Genomic DNA, 17,702 nt, shown 5'->3' with positions numbered 1-17,702 from the left:
ATTTCTGGCTTTTGTCAAACCTTATGTTAAGAAAGATGTGGGTAATGGATAGTTAAAAAAGGGGGGTTGGGGGGATCAAAAGGCTGTGGGGCAACAGTTTGTAAAAAATTTGAATGTGTTAGAAATCTGTACAGTAAACCCGCTCTTACTTTTTCCTCACTCACGACTCAGCACTGAGTAAGGTTAAGGCAGAAGTTGCTACAGAAAAAGCGGAAGTTCTTACTCTTAAGGCGGAAGTTGCTACAGACTGCGCGAAACACGGAAACGTCAGGGCGGAAGTTCCTACAGACTGCGCGAAACACGGAAACGTCAACCCTGGAGCAATATTTTTTGATAGATGCTAAATGTGGGATTCCTCGGTCAAACTCAGGCAGGCTGGTAACAGTACTCGTTGAACCCGATTCTGATACAGGAAAGGAAGTTACACTGACCCTACTACTGCCAACGATCAATCTACCATCTAGTCTACAGAACCCAATTGAGACAGAGGCAATTTTGACCACCCAGCGCACCGTTCAGCGCGGTGGTTCTCGCATACTTGAAGGGCAGCTACAGACTTATCATACTTTGTCCCTCACAGGAACAGCTCGCCGAGTTAACGTTTAAGAGGGTATCGAGCCTGAAGCTGATTAATGATGCAAAGAACATCCTTTTGAATCTGACAGTATCGCTAGAAAGAGATTTCAGCCGGCGCTTAGAAGATGTTTGAAAAGTCTAAATTTATACTTGCCCTGGCGATTGGAAATCTCGGCTACACGAGACTTTACCCATCTCCGTGGGTTTGAAACCATTAATTTTTCATGCTTTCCACGGAGGTAGACTAAGCTTTGTGTAGTAGCAAATTCTATTCGCCCAATACTTTTTAAACATCCTCTTAAGCCAGCGTAATCAAACCTAAATTGCAGAATTTTCAGTGGGAACACCGCTTTCGTAGGGTGCATTAACAAAGTGTAATGCACCATCCTAATATACTATTAATTTTAATCTAGATAGGACTTACGCAAAAACCCTCTCAAACTCTCATTCCTCCGTGACCTCTGCGTCCTCTGTGGTTCGTTTTCCGTTACCTTTGCGTAAGTCCTACTAGAAATACTTGAGCTTGAACCTTAAAATGTTGTGCTAAATATTGAATTTGACTCAGCGTTAAGGCTTGATCTTTGTTTAAAATGGCTTCTATTGTTTCCGATGTACCAATTTCAGCCAAATCTGAGAAACTTAGTCCATGTTCCTCTATTAAATAAGCCAATACATCACTCCCGCTACAATTAGGGATAGAATAATGCTCTGCCTCATAAACCCCAATCAGCGTCCCTAAAGTATCAAGAAAATTATAAAGAGGATGCTGTTCATTTGTGCCAATTTCATCAATTAAATCATTTAATCGCTCGATCGCTTGCTCATACTCTTGCTCATTACGAATCGTAAGCAGGGGCGCGATCGCACTCCAATGGGTATTAATATCTGGGGGAAGTGTGGTTAAGTTTTCCATTGGTCTTTGTCGTATTCTGAATGGGTCAAGATATCACGGATATAAACTTTTTGACGATTAAAGTGAATTGAAGTAATTAATCGGTATTTATTGCCACCAATATTAAACACAATTAAATCGCCTACAAGATCGGCACTAGGAAAAACTGAGCGTAATTCCGATTGCACTACCGGGCTGGTGAGGCTTCCGGGCTGGTTGGAGTTCGGCAATTAGTCTGGCGACAGTGCGAACGCCGGAAAAAACTGCACTTCTTCACCGGGTTGGAGACATAATAAAGAACAATCGTCATCTCAAGTATTCAGCTTGATGCCCATAATGACACTGAAAGAGCTACAACGGGTAGGGTCGGGGTGTGCATTACTGCACTACCCCTCCCATTCGGAACCGTGCTTGCCACTTTCATGGCACACGGCTACTCAGTGTGTTGTCCATTTGTCACTACGGACTTCCTGACCTTAAACCCTTTGAAAAAGGGAATATCATTTATCCACTCCCAATCGAGTTTTTCCCAAAATTGAGATAGTTTCTCTAGGAATTTTGAGTGGTTTCTCTTCCTTATTTCCTTTAGGTCGATTGCGGTCTTTTCGTCATGGCAGTGCCGATGTAATAATTGAAGGTTTTTGTATTCATCCTTACCGCCTATGGCTCTGGGGATGATGTGGTCTTCTTCAATTACATCCCAATCATGGAAGCTTAATCTACACCAGGGACATTTACCCTTTCGTTGCTTTAGCAACTTAGCCTTACGATTAGGCATTTGGGGGTGTGTCCCCAGTCTTGAACTCCAATAAACCAGGTCGCCATCGTAAGGGCTTTTATCGCTTTTAACCTGAACAATTAAACGAGGATCAGGAGTAATGGATTTAGAATCGATTAGGGGAATTCGCCACGGACTCGAAGATTGTCGCCGCAGTGGATTAACCCAGTTCTTTAATGAATTTATGCCGGTTCTGTTTTCACAGGGTTACAGCTTTGAAGATTTGTTTTCTGCCCTTGCTAATTGGGCGGATAACCAGCCAAGACTTGAAGAGGTTGTGGGGCATCTGGAGAAGGCCGCAGATGAAATTCAAAGAGATTAATTAAAAATGGGTTACAAATCAACGGCGCTTGTCTATCTCTGATTTAAAAGCGCACTTAGTTTTGACTACCAAGTATCGCCGGAAAGTTATCACACCTGCTATGCTGACTCGATTGGGTGAATTAGTTAATCATATATCCCAGAAATGGGGTTGCGAAGTGATTGAATTTAATGGCGAAAGTGACCACGTTCACTTCTTGTTCCGGTACTACCCACAAATGCAACTGTCTAAGTTTGTCAATGCCTTAAAATCCTATACAAGTCAACAAATTCGCAAAGAATTTTTGATGGAAATTAGGCGCGTCTATTGGGGTAAACCTGTGTTTTGGAATAGTGCTTACTTCGTCGCATCGTGCGGTGGGGTAACTGTCGAAGTTCTAAAACAATACGTGCAAAACCAAGATTCCGCGAGTTGCACCCAAGACAAATTGGCGATTCCTCACCCACCCCGCTCATCCCGTCAACCTAGCGGTTGACATTGATTCGGGGGTGTGTTCGTCACCGCCCCGCCATTCTTCCCATCGCCGCCCTTCGGGACGGCGTGGGGCTGCTGTCGGAAATAGCTCAAAAAACTGGCTTTAATTAAAGCCAGTTTTTTGAAGCTATTGCAATTTATAGCAAAAGCTTACAGCCGAGTATTAATGGAACACACTTGAGAAGATATTATTAAACTTTCTCATTACAATGTCAAGATTTCACTACTTACCTCAGCAAAACTTGCCATTAGATATCGCCACTTCCCTTAAATTCTCCGGCTGTGCTGACAAACTCTTGTCACCAAAATGCTGATTCATCAGCGCGGGAATTTGTGCAGCTTGAATTCGGCTATGGCGGGTTTTATCTGGCATTACTAAGTTAGGCCCAGCTTTACAGTTTTTCATACAACCAGTGCCCTTGATTGTAACTTGGTCTTCTAAACCGCGATCGCTTAAAGCCGCCTCCAACGCCTGACAAACTGCGTTACCACCGCGTTTCATGCAATCAGACTTTTGACACACCAAAATCGTGGCTTTAGTCTTCGCTGATTTTACCTTGACATTATCAATAGATGGGGGCTCTTGTATTGGAGTCGTGTGAACTCTCTCCATCTCAGAACGCGCCGCCATCACACGTTCAGCTTTCAGTGTAACTTTGTCTTTTTTTATATCGTATTCTTTATAACCAACAACTTGCAGCCAAGTACCTGGTGGTAAGCGCAAATCAAAAGCAGCCCGTAAATGTTTAGCTAGTTTAATGTAAGACTCCCCCTCATGAGTCTCTAGCAGTAAGCCTTTAAGCTTATAGCCATCTTTAATAACAAAATTTATAAACCTGCCTTCAAGGCAAAATTCTGATACTTCTGTAGTGTGGGATGCACTCATTTTTTTGACCTCTTTTTAACTAGTACAAGCTATCAAGCGAGAGATTCTTAGCAGTAGCCACAGATTAGAACTATTGCTAACGACTATACCAGCAGCGTTCAAGAGTCAAAATCTGGTCTTGACGGGAGACTGTAAATTGCCGTATCACACTCCAAAGTTGAACAGCCGCACTAGGATTGCCAATTTCAACTTTTAATTGCTGGTTAGCCGCACAACTACAGGGAATGTCTAACTCCTTTAGGCGTTGATAGACTTGCCAGCGATCTGCCCAATTCACCTCTACAAGGTGCTTTATTTCTATTTCTGAACTAAACGATTTCAAGAAAATTGCCCTCAAAGTGCAACAAACTTGCAGTAACTACCACGATTTAACTCTCTGCTTTTTGAAAGTTTTAGGAGTTTAGCCTGTTAACACTAGCATACATTAAGTGCAAATAATTGTCATTAATTTTGGAAAAAATAAAATTTTTGCAGCGATCGCCTGAGGGAGATGAAGGAGATGAGGGTGATGGATAACTCCTAACTCCCCTTGGAAATATGCACACCTAAGTTTTTATGTCAACAATAATGATAAATATATGCAACTTGATCAGCGTATCATCATCCAGCAAACAATAAACTTGAGACTTTTAGTCAGCAAAAATACAAAATCTTGTGATGGCGAATCGGCTTGCTCTTAATTATTAAAATGTTAATATGTAAAGAATAAGCAGTTAAAATCTATAACTGCTATAGAGCGAGGAGAACAATGTCTGAAACGCAAACTTTGTTACGGAACTTTGGTCATGTATATGACAATCCCGTGTTGCTGGATCATAGCGTCACCGCTCCAGTTACAGAAGGATTCAACGTCTTATTAGCTAGTTTCCAAGCACTATACTTACAGTACCAAAAGCATCATTTTGTAGTTGAAGGCTCAGAATTTTACTCTCTGCATGAGTTTTTTAACGAAAGCTATAACCAAGTACAAGACCACGTTCATGAAATTGGGGAACGCTTGGATGGACTAGGTGGTGTGCCAGTGGCCACCTTCAGCAAGCTAGCAGAACTAACTGTTTTTGAGCAAGAATCTGAAGGCGTATATTCCTCTCGCCAAATGGTAGAAAATGACTTAGCCGCAGAACAAGCCATTATTGGCGTAATTCGCCGCCAAGCTGCTCAGGCAGAGAGTTTAGGCGATCGGGGCACACGCTATCTCTACGAAAAGATTTTGTTGAAGACTGAGGAACGTGCTTATCATTTGTCTCACTTCCTTGCCAAAGACAGCTTAACCTTAGCGTTTGTCCAAGCGGCTCAAAGCTAAAACTCTCATAATCTAGATTTGTCTACTTAGACTGAAGGAAAAAGTTGGCAGTACTAGCTCTTAAAATATTATAAAAAATGGCAGAGAACAGTATCCCTATTTCTCTGCCATTTTTAATCTAAGTAAACATATACACATAATATTTAATGTTAAAAATCTTTAGCAATTAGCTAGTTAATAAATATTTATATTTAAGAAACTTATTTGTGCTGAATAATCAGATAGATATATGCCAAAATAAATCACCATCTGTTGCAATCTGTCATCAGCTTAAATGCTTAAATAATAAAGATTCCCAAAAGCTTTAGAAATTTGAGCATCACAATTAAATAAAATTAGAAATACAAAATAATCGTTGGGCATTGGGCATTGGGCATTGGGCATTGGGCATTGGGCATCGAGCATTGGGCATGGGGCATTGGGCATTGGGCATTGGGCATCGAGCATTGGGCATGGGGCATTGGTTATTCTTTTTGTCTCCCCCATCTCCCTCATCTCCCTCATCTCCCTCATCTCCCCCATCTCCCTCATCTCCCTCATCTCCCACTCCCCACTCCCCACTCCCCACTCCCCCTCTGTCATCAAACTTAGAAAACTTAATAATAAAAAGCACCAGAGGGGGTAAAGACCCTTAAAATAATCAGGATTTGTATTCTCGTACTCCAACGCAACTATTATGCCCCGCCGTGACGACCTTCGGAAGATTCTCCTGTTAGGCTCTGGTCCAATTGTGATCGGACAAGCCTGTGAGTTTGACTACTCTGGCACTCAAGCCTGCAAAGCGCTGCGAGAAGAAGGCTATGAGGTGGTTTTGGTCAACTCCAACCCTGCAACGATTATGACCGACCCGGAAACAGCCGATCGCACTTACATTGAGCCGTTGACACCGGAATTGGTCGAAAAAGTCATTGAGAAAGAACGCCCTGATGCTCTCCTACCAACGATGGGAGGACAAACCGCCCTCAACCTCGCCGTTGCTTTAGCTAAAAATGGGGTGTTGGAAAAGTACGGCGTTGAGTTAATCGGCGCTAAACTACCAGCGATCGAAAAAGCCGAAGATCGAAAACTTTTCGGACAGGCAATGGCAAGAATCGGCATAGCTGTGTGTCCTAGCGACACAGCCGAATCTTTGGAAGAAGCCAAAGCTGTTGCCCGCCAAATTGGTACTTATCCCCTAATTATTCGTCCAGCTTTCACAATGGGTGGAAGTGGCGGCGGTATTGCCTACAACCAAGAAGAATTTGAAGAAATGGCACAGGTTGGTATAGATGCCAGTCCCGTTTCGCAAATTCTCATTGACCAGTCTTTACTCGGCTGGAAAGAATATGAACTCGAAGTGATGCGTGATTTGGCAGATAACGTAGTGATTATCTGCTCCATCGAAAACCTTGACCCTATGGGCATCCACACCGGCGACTCGATTACCGTCGCTCCCGCGCAAACCCTCACTGATAAAGAATATCAAAGGCTGCGGGATATGGCAATTAAAATCATCCGCGAGATCGGTGTGGAAACTGGCGGTTCTAATATCCAATTTGCCGTCAATCCGGTTAATGGGGATGTAGTTGTAATTGAGATGAACCCCCGCGTTTCCCGCAGTTCGGCTTTATCTTCCAAAGCTACAGGTTTCCCGATCGCTAAAATTGCCGCAAAATTGGCTGTGGGCTACACCCTGGATGAAATTCAAAATGACATCACCAAGAAAACTCCGGCATCTTTTGAGCCAACAATTGACTATGTGGTGACAAAAATTCCCCGCTTCGCCTTTGAAAAGTTCCCTGGTTCAGAACCAGTGCTGACAACTCAAATGAAGTCTGTCGGGGAAGCAATGGCAATTGGGCGGACATTCAACGAATCCTTTCAAAAGGCGTTGCGATCGCTCGAAACAGGACGCGCTGGTTGGGGTTGCGACAAAGCTGAGAAATTACCCAGTGGTGAACAAATTCGCGCCCAATTGCGGACACCTAACCCCGATCGCATTTTCGCCGTGCGTCATGCCTTGCAGCAAGGAATGACCATTGAGGAAATCTACGAACTCACTGGTATTGACCGATGGTTCCTGGATAAATTACAACAACTGCTAGATGTCGAGAAATTCCTGAAGCGGACACCTTTGCAGCAATTGACAAAAGAGCAATTTTATGAAGTGAAGCGGGACGGATATAGCGATCGCCAGATTGCCTATGCCACCAAAACCACCGAAGATGAAGTTCGCACCTACCGCAAGTCACTAGGAATCATCCCAGTTTACAAAACCGTGGATACCTGCGCGGCTGAGTTTGAAGCGTTGACCCCTTACTACTATTCTACCTACGAAGAAGAAACAGAGGTTTTGCCAACAACCAAGCCAAAAGTATTGATTTTGGGTGGTGGCCCCAACCGCATTGGACAGGGAATTGAGTTTGATTATTGTTGTTGTCACGCTGCCTATGCCTTGAAGGGAGCGGGGTATGAGACAATTATGGTCAACTCTAACCCAGAAACAGTTTCGACAGACTACGATACCAGCGATCGCCTTTACTTTGAGCCTTTAACAAAAGAAGATGTCCTTAACATCATCGAAACGGAAAATCCCGTCGGGGTGATCATCCAGTTTGGTGGACAAACCCCGCTAAAGTTGGCTATCCCGTTACAAGAATTTCTTAACAATGACACATCAGGACTGCTCACTAAAATTTGGGGTACATCACCAGATTCCATCGACATGGCAGAAAACCGGGAGCGGTTTGAAAAAATTCTCCAACAGTTGAATATTGCCCAACCACCTAATGGTATTGCTCGGACTTACGAAGATGCGCTGATTGTCGCCAAACGCATTGGCTATCCGGTGGTGGTGCGTCCCAGCTATGTGTTGGGGGGACGGGCGATGGAAATCGTTTATTCCGATGCTGAGTTGGAACGCTACATGACGTTTGCGGTGTTAGTGGAACCAGAACATCCGATTTTGATTGATAAGTTTTTGGAAAATGCGATCGAAGTCGATGTAGATGCGATCGCCGATCATACAGGACGGGTAGTGATTGGTGGCATCATGGAACACATCGAACAAGCGGGGATTCACTCAGGAGATTCCGCTTGTTCTTTACCTTCTATTTCCTTATCCCCAGCAGTTCTCAATCAAATTCGCACTTGGACAGTGCAGCTAGCACAAGCGCTGTCAGTCGTGGGTTTGATGAATATTCAATTTGCCGTTGTGGGTGCAAGCAGCTATTCTCCCCAAGTTTACATTCTAGAAGCTAATCCCCGCGCCTCTCGCACAGTCCCATTTGTATCTAAAGCAACGGGCGTACAGTTGGCAAAACTAGCATCCTTAATTATGTCAGGTAAAACCTTAGAGGAACTACACTTCACGGAGGAAGTTATCCCCACGCATATTGCCGTCAAAGAAGCAGTATTACCCTTTCATAAATTCCCAGGAACTGATACAATATTAGGCCCAGAAATGCGATCCACTGGTGAGGTGATGGGGATTGACAGCGACTTTGGCCGTGCCTTTGCCAAAGCGGAATTGGGTGCTGGGGAGCGTTTACCGTTAACGGGAACTGTATTTGTATCAATGAGCGATCGCGATAAACCTGCTGCCGGTGGTGTGGTGAAAGAATTTATCGACTTGGGCTTTAAAGTCATGGCTACACTTGGTACACGGCGAGTTCTTCTCGAACACGGGTTAGATATCGAGTTGGTGTTGAAACTCCATGAAGGTCGTCCCCACGTCCTAGATGCAATCAAAAACCAGAAAATCCAACTTATTATCAACACACCATCAGGGGAAGAAGCCCACACTGATGCTAGGTTAATCCGTCGCACAGCTTTAGCTTACAAAATTCCGATCATTACTACGATCGCCGGCGCAAAAGCTACCGTCGCCGCCATTCGTTCCTTACAAAATACGACTTTGGACGTAAAAGCTATCCAAGATTACTGCGCGATCATCAGGGAGTAGGGAGAGACGCGATTAATTGCGTCTGTACTAGGGAGTGGGGATAAGGGGGACAAGGAAGGAGAATAATCAATGCCCCATGCCCCATGCCCCATGCCCCATGCCCAATGCCCCATGCCCAATGCCCAATGCCCAATGCCCCATGCCCAATGCCCAATGCCCAAGAAAAATTAAGCAATTGTTATAAGAGAATGACTATACTTCTCATTGAGATATTTTGACAAATATGAGGAAGCTTACTTTGAGCTAGATAATTTCTGAAATTGACTTCTAGTCAGCCTTGAGAAAAAGGCCGACATTGCATGAACTGGAACAGGCAGGAAATTTAATGTCGCCATCTAGCCAAAACATTCTCATAAATGTTACAATTGTTAATAAGGTTCCAATAGAAAAATGTTTAAGAAGCTACCTTTTATCTAACTGTAGATACTTGTGAAAACTAGGAAATAACTGTAATTTTTAGCAGTTAGTAGCCCAAATTTGATTATTATGAGCAGCCGACGAGTTGATCGGGCGCGTAAGTTGCAAACCAGAGCATGGGTTCCCAGTCAGCCTGGGTAGCACCCTAATAAAGCATCTATCCGTTAATGACCCTACCGCCAAACCCATCATTACCAAAGAGTAGCGCCATGAAGACCGCTCAGACAGCCACAGACCTCGTGCGGACTTACCTGCGTGAGATTGGCCGTGTGCCACTCTTAACCCACGAGGAAGAGATTTTCTATGGTAAACAGGTGCAACGTTCCTGTGCTTTGCATCAATCAAGCGAAAGTCTTGCCACCCAGTTAGGTCGTCAACCGACTCTAGAAGAGTGGGCCAAAGCGACAAAGCTAGAACCAGCAGAGTTGAACGAAGCGATCGCAGATGGTGAAATTGCCAAGCGCAAGATGGTAGAAGCCAATTTGCGCTTGGTAGTGTCCGTTGCCAAAAAGTACATAAAGCGCAACGTCGATTTACTGGACTTGATCCAAGAAGGTAGTATTGGTATGCAACGCGGCGTGGAAAAGTTTGACCCCACCAAAGGCTACAGGTTCTCTACCTATGCCTATTGGTGGATTCGCCAAGCGATCACTCGTGCCATAGCCGAAAAAGCTCGCACCATTCGGCTACCTATCCACATAACCGAAAAATTAAATAAGATTAAAAAGGCACAGCGCCAATTGTCTCAAAAGTTGGGACGCGCTCCGACAGCAGGTGAGCTAGCTGACGAATTAGAATTGACCCCCAAACAAGTACGAGAGTATCTAGAAAAGGCGCGTTTGCCCCTTTCCTTGGATTTGCGGCTGGGTGATAATTACGACACCGAACTTGGAGAAATGCTGGAAGATCCAGGAGCATCTCCCGAAGAGTTTGTCATGCAATCTTCTCTATCTTATGACTTAGATCGCCTGATGGGGGATCTTACGCCACAACAAAGGGAAGTGATCACGCTGCGCTTTGGCTTAACTGATGGGCAAGCCCTGACTCTGGCTAGAATTGGTGAAATACTGAACATCAGCCGGGAACGAGTCCGGCAAATTGAGCGGGAAGCTTTAACCAAACTTCGCAAGTCTAAAGCCAGCATGGATGAATATTTGGCAAGTTAGTCATTTGTCATTAGTCCTTTGTCATTAGTCTTTTGTAAATAACAAAGGACTAATGACCAATGGGTGAGAAAATACGCTGACTTTGGTACGGTTACACCTACTTCCACTCTTAGGCTAAGTTGTTACATTAGTTGACAGGAAGACCAAATAGCTAGCTAAGTCAAATCTAAAACAGGTATTTAATATTCAAATCACAAGCACCCCAACTAATAGTGGTAGTTAAGGAACTAAAAAATGAATAACCCATCCAATCGTGTCTCAGAATTTTTTAATAGCGAATCAGAAACTAGCGATTTACTATGGCAGTACGTTAAATCCTTGAGTCCAGAGACAGTTAGCCAGCTATCCAAACCCACGTCTGCCGAAGTCTTTCAGGTGATGGAACGTAATATTACGGGACTGTTGGGAAATCTACCTTCAGAACACTTTGGTGTTACTGTAACCACAAATCGGGAAAATCTGGGTCGGCTTCTCGCCTCTGCGATGATTAGTGGTTATTTCTTGCGTAACGCTGAACAGAGAATGAGTTTTGAAGTCGCCATACAAGGAACTGAAAGCAACAACAGCGAAGTTGACTAGAAATATAAAACTTGGGAAGGAAATTTAATATTGTTGGGCTGATAGCTAGTCACGTCGCTTCTCTACGAATTCAAAATCAAAATTAACAATTCCCATATAAATTTAGGGGTAGTTTTTTGATTTGGCTATCTGCGAACTCCTGTAATTTGGTGATTAGTTCAACTAGAGGCGTATTTCTAAATGATTAATACACATTTGTGGATAAGCTAACAGAGGTAGACTACCTTTGCAATAAATCTAAACTCGGCAGAGTTCAAACTAGTCTGCCGAGTTTTGTTATTAGTCAAAAGTCAGGAATTCTTTACCTACTCCCGATTTCCCTAATTAACAATGAATGAAACCAGTTCTTTCCCACCCCATAAAATCATTGGTGTTGCAGTAATTTGGAATGACCAAAAGCAAATTTTAATCGATCGCCGTCGTCCAGAAGGAGCGATGGGTGGTTTGTGGGAATTTCCTGGTGGTAAAATTGAGGCTGGTGAAACTATCAGCGAGTGTATTCAACGGGAGATTTCCGAAGAACTGGGAATAGTAATTGAAGTGGGAGAGCATCTGATTACTATTGACCACACTTATACAGACTTGCGCGTTACCCTGACAGTACATCACTGCCGCCATATTACAGGTGTTCCCCAACCTTTAGAATCCGATGAAATTCGTTGGGTAACTTTGGAAGAACTGGAGCAGTTTACTTTTCCGAAAGCAAATATTCAAATTATTGCTGCCTTAAAAGGGAGTGGGGAGTGGGGAGTGGGGAGTGGGGGGGATGAGGGAGATGAGGGAGATGAGGGAGATGAGGGAGATGGACTTTTCTCCAATGACAAATGACCAATGAGAAATGCCCAATACCGTAACAATCTATTAATTGCATCAGGTTGAGTCCCGCAATTTCCTACAATAGGCGCAGGGACTTTGATTTAAGGTGTCAGCAAATAAATGCCTAAAACCGTTACCGATGTAATGAGCCGCGATCCTATTGTCGTCCGGGCGGAAACTCCACTGAAGGAAGCTATCCAAATTCTCGCAGAACGCCACATCAGCGGACTACCTGTTGTGGATGATGTCGGTAAATTGGTGGGCATTATCTCAGAAACCGATTTGATGTGGCAAGAAACTGGTGTTACTCCACCTGCGTACATTATGTTTCTTGATAGCGTTATCTATTTACAAAATCCTGCTACTTATGATCGTGACTTGCACAAGGCTCTAGGGCAAACCGTTGGGGAGGTGATGAGTAAAAACCCGATCGCTATTTCCCCTGAGAAAAGTTTAAGAGAAGCAGCCACAATCATGCACGATCGCAGCGTTCACCGCTTGCCAGTACTTGACAGCACGGGTCAAGTAGTTGGTATCCTGACTCGTGGTGATATTATTCGGGCAATGGCAGCAAGTCAAGATTAGTCAAAAATAGAGAGGCGATTAATCACGTCTGTCTTTTTTATACATTTGAAAATCGAGGATAACTAAATGAGTATTACTTCGGAGTCTGTTAAGCAATTGCTCAGTTCTGAGGATTTAGGCGATCGCTTACGTGCAGTCAATCAAATCCGCCAACTGGAACCTGCGATCGGCTTTGAATTGATTCAAACTGCCATTGGCGATCGCAATTCCCGTGTCCGTTACTCGGCGGTGAGTCAAATGGATACACTCGGAACGCAGGATTTACAGTTATCCTTGGATATCTTGCGCGATCGCTTACTTCATGACTCCGAAGTAGATGTACAAGCAGCAGCAGCAGACTGTTTGGGCGCTTTGAAGTTACATGAGGCTTTTGAAGATTTGCAACAACTTTACTATACAACGAGTGAATGGCTAATCCAATTCAGTATCATTGCGACATTAGGAGAATTGGGCGATCCACGAGCCTTTGAACTACTCAAAGAGGCACTCTCATCAGAAAACGAATTAGTCCAAACTGCTGCTATTAGTTCTTTGGGTGACTTGGGAGATGCACAAGCAGTTCCCTTATTGGCTCCCTATGCTACCAATCCAGATTGGCAAATTCGTTACAGACTTGTACAAGCCTTGGCTCGTTTGGGTAATGCTGAAGCTAAATCTATATTAGAAACTCTGGCTAATGATGAAGTAGATGCGATCGCAACTGAAGCCAAAAATTCTTTGCAATCAGTTTAAGTCTATCTCAGGTTAAGAAAATTCACCTTTAATATAGATTTATCTGATAGTAAAAAATTCGACCTGGTTGGTAAATTTTGCATTCCAGCCAGATCGAATAGATAAATTAAAGTTACTTTTACTTGCTAAAAGTAACTTGTTTCTATTTAGGATAAGTCTATTGAACTACACTTTTGCGTCGGCGAGACATAGACATAACCATGCCAGCACCAACTAAACCTAAGCCTAGCATTGTGGTTGGCTCAGGAACGCTAACTGCTTGAGCGGTGAGAGTTAACTGGTAAGTACTAGAAGCCCCAGAAAGAGAACCGCTAATTAAGCCTGTCGCAATAGTTTGTCCATTGAAATTAAATTTCCCCGTAATCTCATTTATTCCGTAACCAATTCCACCATTCGAGGACGTAATTCTGGTAAGTACAGAATTATCTAAATCAAAGGTAAGAAAAGCAGTAGTGCCATCCAGAGTTTCTGATCCGAAATCAATGAATGGAATGTAATTACCTGTAGAGTATGTAGCTAGTGTAGTTGTTAAATCAGCTATCTTGGTCAAATTTAGCGTCTTAATTGTAATAGGCGTTGTGCCTAATTTTGGTGAGAAGGCTGAAAAATCACCGCTAGTACTAGGGCTAACATTAACATCAGTAAATGCAATACTAGTACTAGCTGGATTGATTCCATCATTAAGAATGCCAGATGTACCAGAAAGACCAATACTCCCGTTCAGGGTTACAGCTTGAGCAGACCCAGCAGAGGTAAACATTCCAGCAGCAGCTAAAGGGAGTGCAGCAGTAATGGCTAAAGTTGCATTTAGTAATGTAGATTTAAAACTAATCATTGTTGTTTGAGGCTCCCAGTAATAATTTTAAATTAGAGCAATTGCTTTACTTTTAATCTCAGTAATTTATAGAAAATACTGTCAGTGAAAGCGAAGCTTGCGTGATGTATTTCTGATCTCCATGAAATCACATAGACTTAGAGCCTGCAAGATTTACTTAGTGGTCTTCATCACATCTTTAACGCATTACTATCCTTCATGAAATTTTAATTCCCTACATATCTGCGCTTCGTATATCTTTCATTTCATAGGTTTAAATTGTTGGCGATCGCTCTGACTTTAAGAAAATTTATTTACGTATAATTAATTTGATAGTAGTTTTTTATACTTAAAATTACTCAGCCATATTTTAGATAAATGGAGTATGCAGTGTATGTATAATCTCTGAAATTACTAATATTTAGTGAAACGGCTCCTCTCGTAGAATAAATGGAAGGAGCCTCTGTATTTGTTTACTATGGACAGTCTTTGTGAGCAAATTGAATGTTTGTAATGAATAGCTAACTGCTAGCTATTACCTCTGTTCTCAAATCTGTCAGATTTTTGAGATGCTAAGAGCCAAATACTTGTGGCCAAGTTGTCACAACAAAAACTACAACTGCGGCGATCGCTAACAACCCTTGAATCAAATTTCCAACCAAAGACCCGACTATAATTCCTATACCTGCCTTAACCGCCAACCCAAATTCACGTTGGTAAATATACTCACCAATAATTGCTCCCAAAAGCGGCCCTAGTAAAATTCCTAACAGTGGCCCCCCAAAAGGCAACGTTGGCAATAATCCCAAAAATCCTACTACTAAACCGACAATTGCGCCAATTTGCCCCCACTTGCTAGCACCAGCTTGTCTTGCTCCCACATAGCTAGCTAAAAAATCCACTCCGACACTCAGCAGTAAAACTATAATTGTCACAATTAGGGGAATCTTGATCGCTGCAAAGGAACTACTAACGATTCCCCAGACGATAATTGCAATTAAAATTAAGCTGCTCCCAGGAATCGCTGGAACTACAGCACCGATAATACCCACAAGCATTACAGCAAGTAATAGCCAATAAATAATTTGCATAGATAAAATTGTAAATTTCTAAATTTCCGAGTAGCGTAGCACAGATGTCATTGGTGTCAACTTAAGCCCAAACTCATTTAAAACCTCGTTTCCAGCTTCTTGCTAGAAATGCAACTCCTGGTGGCTCTACCGCAAGTTACAGAGGCGGAGCCTCAATGAGGGGCATTCCCAGTCGGAGACTTCTTTTCGAGATAACGAGATAATCTGCTAAAAGCTGGTTCTAGGCTGGTTTTCACCTTAAGTAGACACACATGGACAGCTGTGCGCCCCTACTGTATATTCTATCTGGGTAAGATGGTGACAAATGCCTAGCCAGTTGCTCTGAGCAACTTGTCTTAGTTGAGATGGTAGCTGAATTTATGCCATGTTGCCTAATGCTTCCTAAACTGCTATTTTAAAACCCATGACGAGAAAACTATTAACTGGACTGAGTTCAGAAGCCTACGAACACCCCTTCGATCGCAAAGCCTTGGCTTCTTTGCAAAATATGCCCGGTGTCTCCCTGCTACTCAAAAAAGTTAATGAATACGGCATTGATCGCCTACTCAGGCTACAAAGCCTTGGGAGTGAAATTAGAATTTCGCCCCGTAATTTTCCCCAATTACATCAGACATTTGTAGAAACCTGCCAAATTCTTGATGTTGCTCCACTTCCTGAACTGTATCTGTTTCAAGGCACTGGTCACATTAAAACCTACATTGTTGGAGTGGAAAAACCCCTTGTTGGCATCAATTTAGATGCAATGGAGTGGCTTGACGCAGATGAGTTGCTTTACGTTTTCGGACACGAAGTTGCTCGCATCAAGAGTCAGCACATGGTTTATCACCAAATGGCAATTGTGATGCCAACTTTGAAAAATTTGTTGAGCAGTACCACACTGGGGATTGGTGGCTTGCTAGCTGGTGGAATGGAACTAGGTTTGTATAATTGGCGAATGATGGCTAGGTTCACTGCTGATCGGGCTGGAATGCTTGCTTGTCAAGATATTGATGTAGCAACTACTACACTGATGAAACTCGCGGGTTTGCCAGATGAGTACTTAACTACTGCTGTAATCGAAGATTTCCTCATCCAAGCCCGTGAGTTTGCATCCAGTAACTTAGATAGTGTGGATAAAGTCACCAAAATATTAAGCTATACAGAATCTGGGCTTTCCTGGGTAGTTATGCGGACTGGCGAATTATTAAAATGGGTTGATTCAGGAGAATATGATAATTTAATTCAACAGGAAAATTTAAAGACACCGGAAGAACCGTCAGAAAAAGAAGGAAATACACCGTCAGAAAAGGAAGGGTGGAATTTTTTGACTTCTTGGTGATTGAATTTTAGATTTTAGATTTTGGATTTTGGATTGCTGATTTTAGATTAAATTCTAAACTAGCGAATCAGCTAAGTACACGTCACTGTAAAAGGGGTTCGGAAATATTGAGACTTGATGTTGGGTTCCACTTCGTTCTACCCAACCTACGAATGATTAAATTCCATACCCTTTTTGTGGTGTTCTGCACTAAGTACTAAGAGTAACGGCTAATTTATCAGCAATTCCGGCAATCCAGTTTTCATCTTGTTTGGTATAACTGCGAGGAGTATTCGCTGCCAAAATTAGCGCACCTTGGTTGCCAATAGGTTGACAAATTACACCTTGAGTATTTTCTGGTAAATAATCAAATTCCAGCCTACCTGGATATACTTTTAGTGCAACTAGATAAATCGGCTTTTGTTTTTCGAGTACCTGTTTTAAGATTACTCCTGGTACAACCTCAGATTTATTACCCAGAATCCCCCGACGCAACAAAACTTTACCTTGATAAAAAACCACAAGCGATCGCGTTACTGTATTAGTCAACAATAAATGAGATGCCCAGGCTAACTCTGTTTTCACGGCTTCTGGTAAATCTGGTGCTAGTACAAAACCTTCTTCTCCAATTAGTTCTACAGTATCAGGCGATCGCGGCTGAACTTGCTGCCAAATTAAACCCGTCAAAATTAACACCGCACTCAAAATCACGCCTACCACATCACCACGCGATTGAGACTGGGTTAATTCCGGTGTTAATAAACGGTTAATCAACAAAAGCACAGCGCCTAGCCCACCCACGACAATGGGTAGACGCCGCAAAACTCGATTAGGATCAGGTTTGGTCATTAGTCACATTGGGCATTGGGCATTGGGCATTGGGCATTGGGCATTGGGCATTGGGCATTGGGCATTGGGCATTGGTTACTAATTCTCCTCCCTCATCTCCCTCATCTCCCTCATCTCCCTCATCTCCCTCATCTCCCTCATCTCCCTCATCTCCCTCATCTCCCTCATCTCCCTCATCTCCC

22 protein-coding genes are annotated in these 17,702 nt (G+C 43.0%); 12 read left to right on the top strand and 10 right to left on the bottom strand.

Annotation, left to right across the window (positions count from 1 at the left end; all coding sequences use genetic code 11):
* The first annotated feature begins 330 nt into the window (after positions 1–330).
* Positions 331–606, top strand: a complete 276-nt coding sequence (locus tag V7L05_RS28115; protein ID WP_335169065.1) for a hypothetical protein — start codon at positions 331–333, stop codon at positions 604–606.
* A 457-nt stretch (positions 607–1,063) separates the two neighbouring features.
* Here V7L05_RS28115 and V7L05_RS28110 read toward each other — a convergent pair whose 3' ends face one another.
* The 3 genes from V7L05_RS28110 to V7L05_RS28100 form a co-directional block, all read right to left on the bottom strand.
* Positions 1,064–1,489: a helix-turn-helix domain-containing protein gene (locus tag V7L05_RS28110; protein ID WP_335169064.1), complete on the bottom strand. Its 426-nt coding sequence runs from the start codon at positions 1,487–1,489 to the stop codon at positions 1,064–1,066.
* Complete coding sequence (locus V7L05_RS28105; protein WP_442937034.1) at positions 1,477–1,698, bottom strand: type II toxin-antitoxin system HigB family toxin; 222 nt, start codon at positions 1,696–1,698, stop codon at positions 1,477–1,479. Before V7L05_RS28105 ends, V7L05_RS28110 begins: the two co-directional genes overlap by 13 nt.
* Before the next feature lie 203 nt (positions 1,699–1,901).
* Positions 1,902–2,246, bottom strand: a complete 345-nt coding sequence (locus V7L05_RS28100) for an HNH endonuclease (RefSeq protein ID WP_335169062.1) — start codon at positions 2,244–2,246, stop codon at positions 1,902–1,904.
* 100 nt (positions 2,247–2,346) lie between these two features.
* Here V7L05_RS28100 and V7L05_RS28095 point away from each other — a divergent pair, with 100 nt between their 5' ends.
* Both V7L05_RS28095 and tnpA read left to right on the top strand, forming a co-directional pair.
* The gene (locus tag V7L05_RS28095; RefSeq protein WP_335169060.1) at positions 2,347–2,568 is read left to right on the top strand and encodes a hypothetical protein; all 222 of its coding nucleotides are present in this window, start codon (positions 2,347–2,349) and stop codon (positions 2,566–2,568) included.
* A gap of 28 nt (positions 2,569–2,596) precedes the next feature.
* The gene (gene tnpA, locus V7L05_RS28090; RefSeq protein ID WP_335169059.1) at positions 2,597–3,043 is read left to right on the top strand and encodes an IS200/IS605 family transposase; all 447 of its coding nucleotides are present in this window, start codon (positions 2,597–2,599) and stop codon (positions 3,041–3,043) included.
* Positions 3,044–3,274: 231 nt separating this feature from the next.
* On the opposite strand, the gene V7L05_RS28085 is transcribed toward tnpA, so the two are convergent.
* Both V7L05_RS28085 and V7L05_RS28080 read right to left on the bottom strand, forming a co-directional pair.
* Entirely contained in the window at positions 3,275–3,928 is a 654-nt protein-coding gene (locus tag V7L05_RS28085; protein ID WP_335169057.1) for a (2Fe-2S) ferredoxin domain-containing protein, read from the bottom strand.
* 76 nt (positions 3,929–4,004) lie between these two features.
* Complete coding sequence (locus tag V7L05_RS28080; RefSeq protein ID WP_335169056.1) at positions 4,005–4,250, bottom strand: Asr1405/Asl0597 family protein; 246 nt, start codon at positions 4,248–4,250, stop codon at positions 4,005–4,007.
* A gap of 426 nt (positions 4,251–4,676) precedes the next feature.
* Here V7L05_RS28080 and V7L05_RS28075 point away from each other — a divergent pair, with 426 nt between their 5' ends.
* Positions 4,677–5,231, top strand: a complete 555-nt coding sequence (locus V7L05_RS28075) for a Dps family protein (RefSeq protein WP_292792239.1) — start codon at positions 4,677–4,679, stop codon at positions 5,229–5,231.
* 325 nt (positions 5,232–5,556) lie between these two features.
* On the opposite strand, the gene V7L05_RS28070 is transcribed toward V7L05_RS28075, so the two are convergent.
* Complete coding sequence (locus V7L05_RS28070) at positions 5,557–5,799, bottom strand: hypothetical protein (RefSeq protein WP_335169055.1); 243 nt, start codon at positions 5,797–5,799, stop codon at positions 5,557–5,559.
* Positions 5,800–5,907: 108 nt separating this feature from the next.
* On the opposite strand from V7L05_RS28070, the gene carB reads away from it, so the two are divergent.
* The 7 genes from carB (at position 5,908) to nblB (ending at position 13,469) form a co-directional block, all read left to right on the top strand.
* Positions 5,908–9,174, top strand: a complete 3,267-nt coding sequence (gene carB / locus V7L05_RS28065; protein ID WP_335169054.1) for a carbamoyl-phosphate synthase large subunit — start codon at positions 5,908–5,910, stop codon at positions 9,172–9,174.
* Between the two features lie 34 nt (positions 9,175–9,208).
* Positions 9,209–9,358: a histidine kinase gene (locus V7L05_RS28060; protein WP_335169052.1), complete on the top strand. Its 150-nt coding sequence runs from the start codon at positions 9,209–9,211 to the stop codon at positions 9,356–9,358.
* A 442-nt stretch (positions 9,359–9,800) separates the two neighbouring features.
* Positions 9,801–10,757: an RNA polymerase sigma factor, RpoD/SigA family gene (locus V7L05_RS28055; protein WP_335169051.1), complete on the top strand. Its 957-nt coding sequence runs from the start codon at positions 9,801–9,803 to the stop codon at positions 10,755–10,757.
* 234 nt (positions 10,758–10,991) lie between these two features.
* Complete coding sequence (locus tag V7L05_RS28050) at positions 10,992–11,336, top strand: DUF760 domain-containing protein (protein ID WP_334952443.1); 345 nt, start codon at positions 10,992–10,994, stop codon at positions 11,334–11,336.
* Between the two features lie 330 nt (positions 11,337–11,666).
* Positions 11,667–12,164, top strand: coding sequence for an 8-oxo-dGTP diphosphatase MutT (gene mutT, locus V7L05_RS28045; protein WP_335169049.1), 498 nt, complete (start codon positions 11,667–11,669; stop codon positions 12,162–12,164).
* A gap of 108 nt (positions 12,165–12,272) precedes the next feature.
* Positions 12,273–12,737 carry a CBS domain-containing protein gene (locus tag V7L05_RS28040; protein ID WP_335169047.1) on the top strand — a complete coding sequence of 155 codons (465 nt, stop codon included), beginning with the start codon at positions 12,273–12,275 and terminating at the stop codon, positions 12,735–12,737.
* A 66-nt stretch (positions 12,738–12,803) separates the two neighbouring features.
* A complete protein-coding gene (gene nblB, locus V7L05_RS28035) occupies positions 12,804–13,469 on the top strand; it encodes a phycobilisome degradation protein NblB (RefSeq protein ID WP_335169045.1) in 666 nt (221 codons plus the stop codon).
* A gap of 157 nt (positions 13,470–13,626) precedes the next feature.
* On the opposite strand, the gene V7L05_RS28030 is transcribed toward nblB, so the two are convergent.
* Together V7L05_RS28030 and V7L05_RS28025 are read right to left on the bottom strand one after the other, a co-directional pair.
* Positions 13,627–14,304, bottom strand: coding sequence for a PEP-CTERM sorting domain-containing protein (locus V7L05_RS28030; protein WP_335169043.1), 678 nt, complete (start codon positions 14,302–14,304; stop codon positions 13,627–13,629).
* 551 nt (positions 14,305–14,855) lie between these two features.
* Positions 14,856–15,374 (bottom strand): DUF456 domain-containing protein, encoded by a 519-nt coding sequence (locus V7L05_RS28025; RefSeq protein ID WP_335169041.1) that lies wholly within the window; start codon positions 15,372–15,374, stop codon positions 14,856–14,858.
* A gap of 403 nt (positions 15,375–15,777) precedes the next feature.
* On the opposite strand from V7L05_RS28025, the gene V7L05_RS28020 reads away from it, so the two are divergent.
* The gene (locus tag V7L05_RS28020; RefSeq protein ID WP_335169039.1) at positions 15,778–16,692 is read left to right on the top strand and encodes a M48 family metallopeptidase; all 915 of its coding nucleotides are present in this window, start codon (positions 15,778–15,780) and stop codon (positions 16,690–16,692) included.
* Positions 16,693–16,881: 189 nt separating this feature from the next.
* Here V7L05_RS28020 and V7L05_RS28015 read toward each other — a convergent pair whose 3' ends face one another.
* Positions 16,882–17,520, bottom strand: coding sequence for a cofactor assembly of complex C subunit B (locus V7L05_RS28015; RefSeq protein WP_335169037.1), 639 nt, complete (start codon positions 17,518–17,520; stop codon positions 16,882–16,884).
* The coding region (locus tag V7L05_RS28010; RefSeq protein ID WP_335169035.1) for a hypothetical protein at positions 17,507–17,702 on the bottom strand (196 nt) is incomplete at its 5' end. The genes V7L05_RS28015 and V7L05_RS28010, both read right to left, overlap by 14 nt.

It is taken from the genome of Nostoc sp., from assembly GCF_036917755.1.
GTDB lineage: Bacteria > Cyanobacteriota > Cyanobacteriia > Cyanobacteriales > Nostocaceae > Nostoc.
This window is presented reverse-complemented; position numbering and strand designations above follow the sequence as displayed.

Excerpts from the sequence above, each read along its gene's own strand:
- V7L05_RS28055 (WP_335169051.1), top strand. The coding sequence starts at position 9,801 with ATGAAGACCGCTCAGACAGCCACAGACCTCGTGCGGACTTACCTGCGT.
- V7L05_RS28095 (WP_335169060.1), top strand. The coding sequence starts at position 2,347 with ATGGATTTAGAATCGATTAGGGGAATTCGCCACGGACTCGAAGATTGT.
- V7L05_RS28110 (WP_335169064.1), bottom strand. The coding sequence starts at position 1,489 with ATGGAAAACTTAACCACACTTCCCCCAGATATTAATACCCATTGGAGT.
- V7L05_RS28025 (WP_335169041.1), bottom strand. The coding sequence starts at position 15,374 with ATGCAAATTATTTATTGGCTATTACTTGCTGTAATGCTTGTGGGTATT.
- V7L05_RS28085 (WP_335169057.1), bottom strand. The coding sequence starts at position 3,928 with ATGAGTGCATCCCACACTACAGAAGTATCAGAATTTTGCCTTGAAGGC.
- V7L05_RS28030 (WP_335169043.1), bottom strand. The coding sequence starts at position 14,304 with ATGATTAGTTTTAAATCTACATTACTAAATGCAACTTTAGCCATTACT.
- V7L05_RS28015 (WP_335169037.1), bottom strand. The coding sequence starts at position 17,520 with ATGACCAAACCTGATCCTAATCGAGTTTTGCGGCGTCTACCCATTGTC.
- V7L05_RS28020 (WP_335169039.1), top strand. The coding sequence starts at position 15,778 with ATGACGAGAAAACTATTAACTGGACTGAGTTCAGAAGCCTACGAACAC.
- V7L05_RS28100 (WP_335169062.1), bottom strand. The coding sequence starts at position 2,246 with ATGCCTAATCGTAAGGCTAAGTTGCTAAAGCAACGAAAGGGTAAATGT.
- V7L05_RS28075 (WP_292792239.1), top strand. The coding sequence starts at position 4,677 with ATGTCTGAAACGCAAACTTTGTTACGGAACTTTGGTCATGTATATGAC.
- carB (WP_335169054.1), top strand. The coding sequence starts at position 5,908 with ATGCCCCGCCGTGACGACCTTCGGAAGATTCTCCTGTTAGGCTCTGGT.
- V7L05_RS28050 (WP_334952443.1), top strand. The coding sequence starts at position 10,992 with ATGAATAACCCATCCAATCGTGTCTCAGAATTTTTTAATAGCGAATCA.
- V7L05_RS28040 (WP_335169047.1), top strand. The coding sequence starts at position 12,273 with ATGCCTAAAACCGTTACCGATGTAATGAGCCGCGATCCTATTGTCGTC.
- nblB (WP_335169045.1), top strand. The coding sequence starts at position 12,804 with ATGAGTATTACTTCGGAGTCTGTTAAGCAATTGCTCAGTTCTGAGGAT.
- mutT (WP_335169049.1), top strand. The coding sequence starts at position 11,667 with ATGAATGAAACCAGTTCTTTCCCACCCCATAAAATCATTGGTGTTGCA.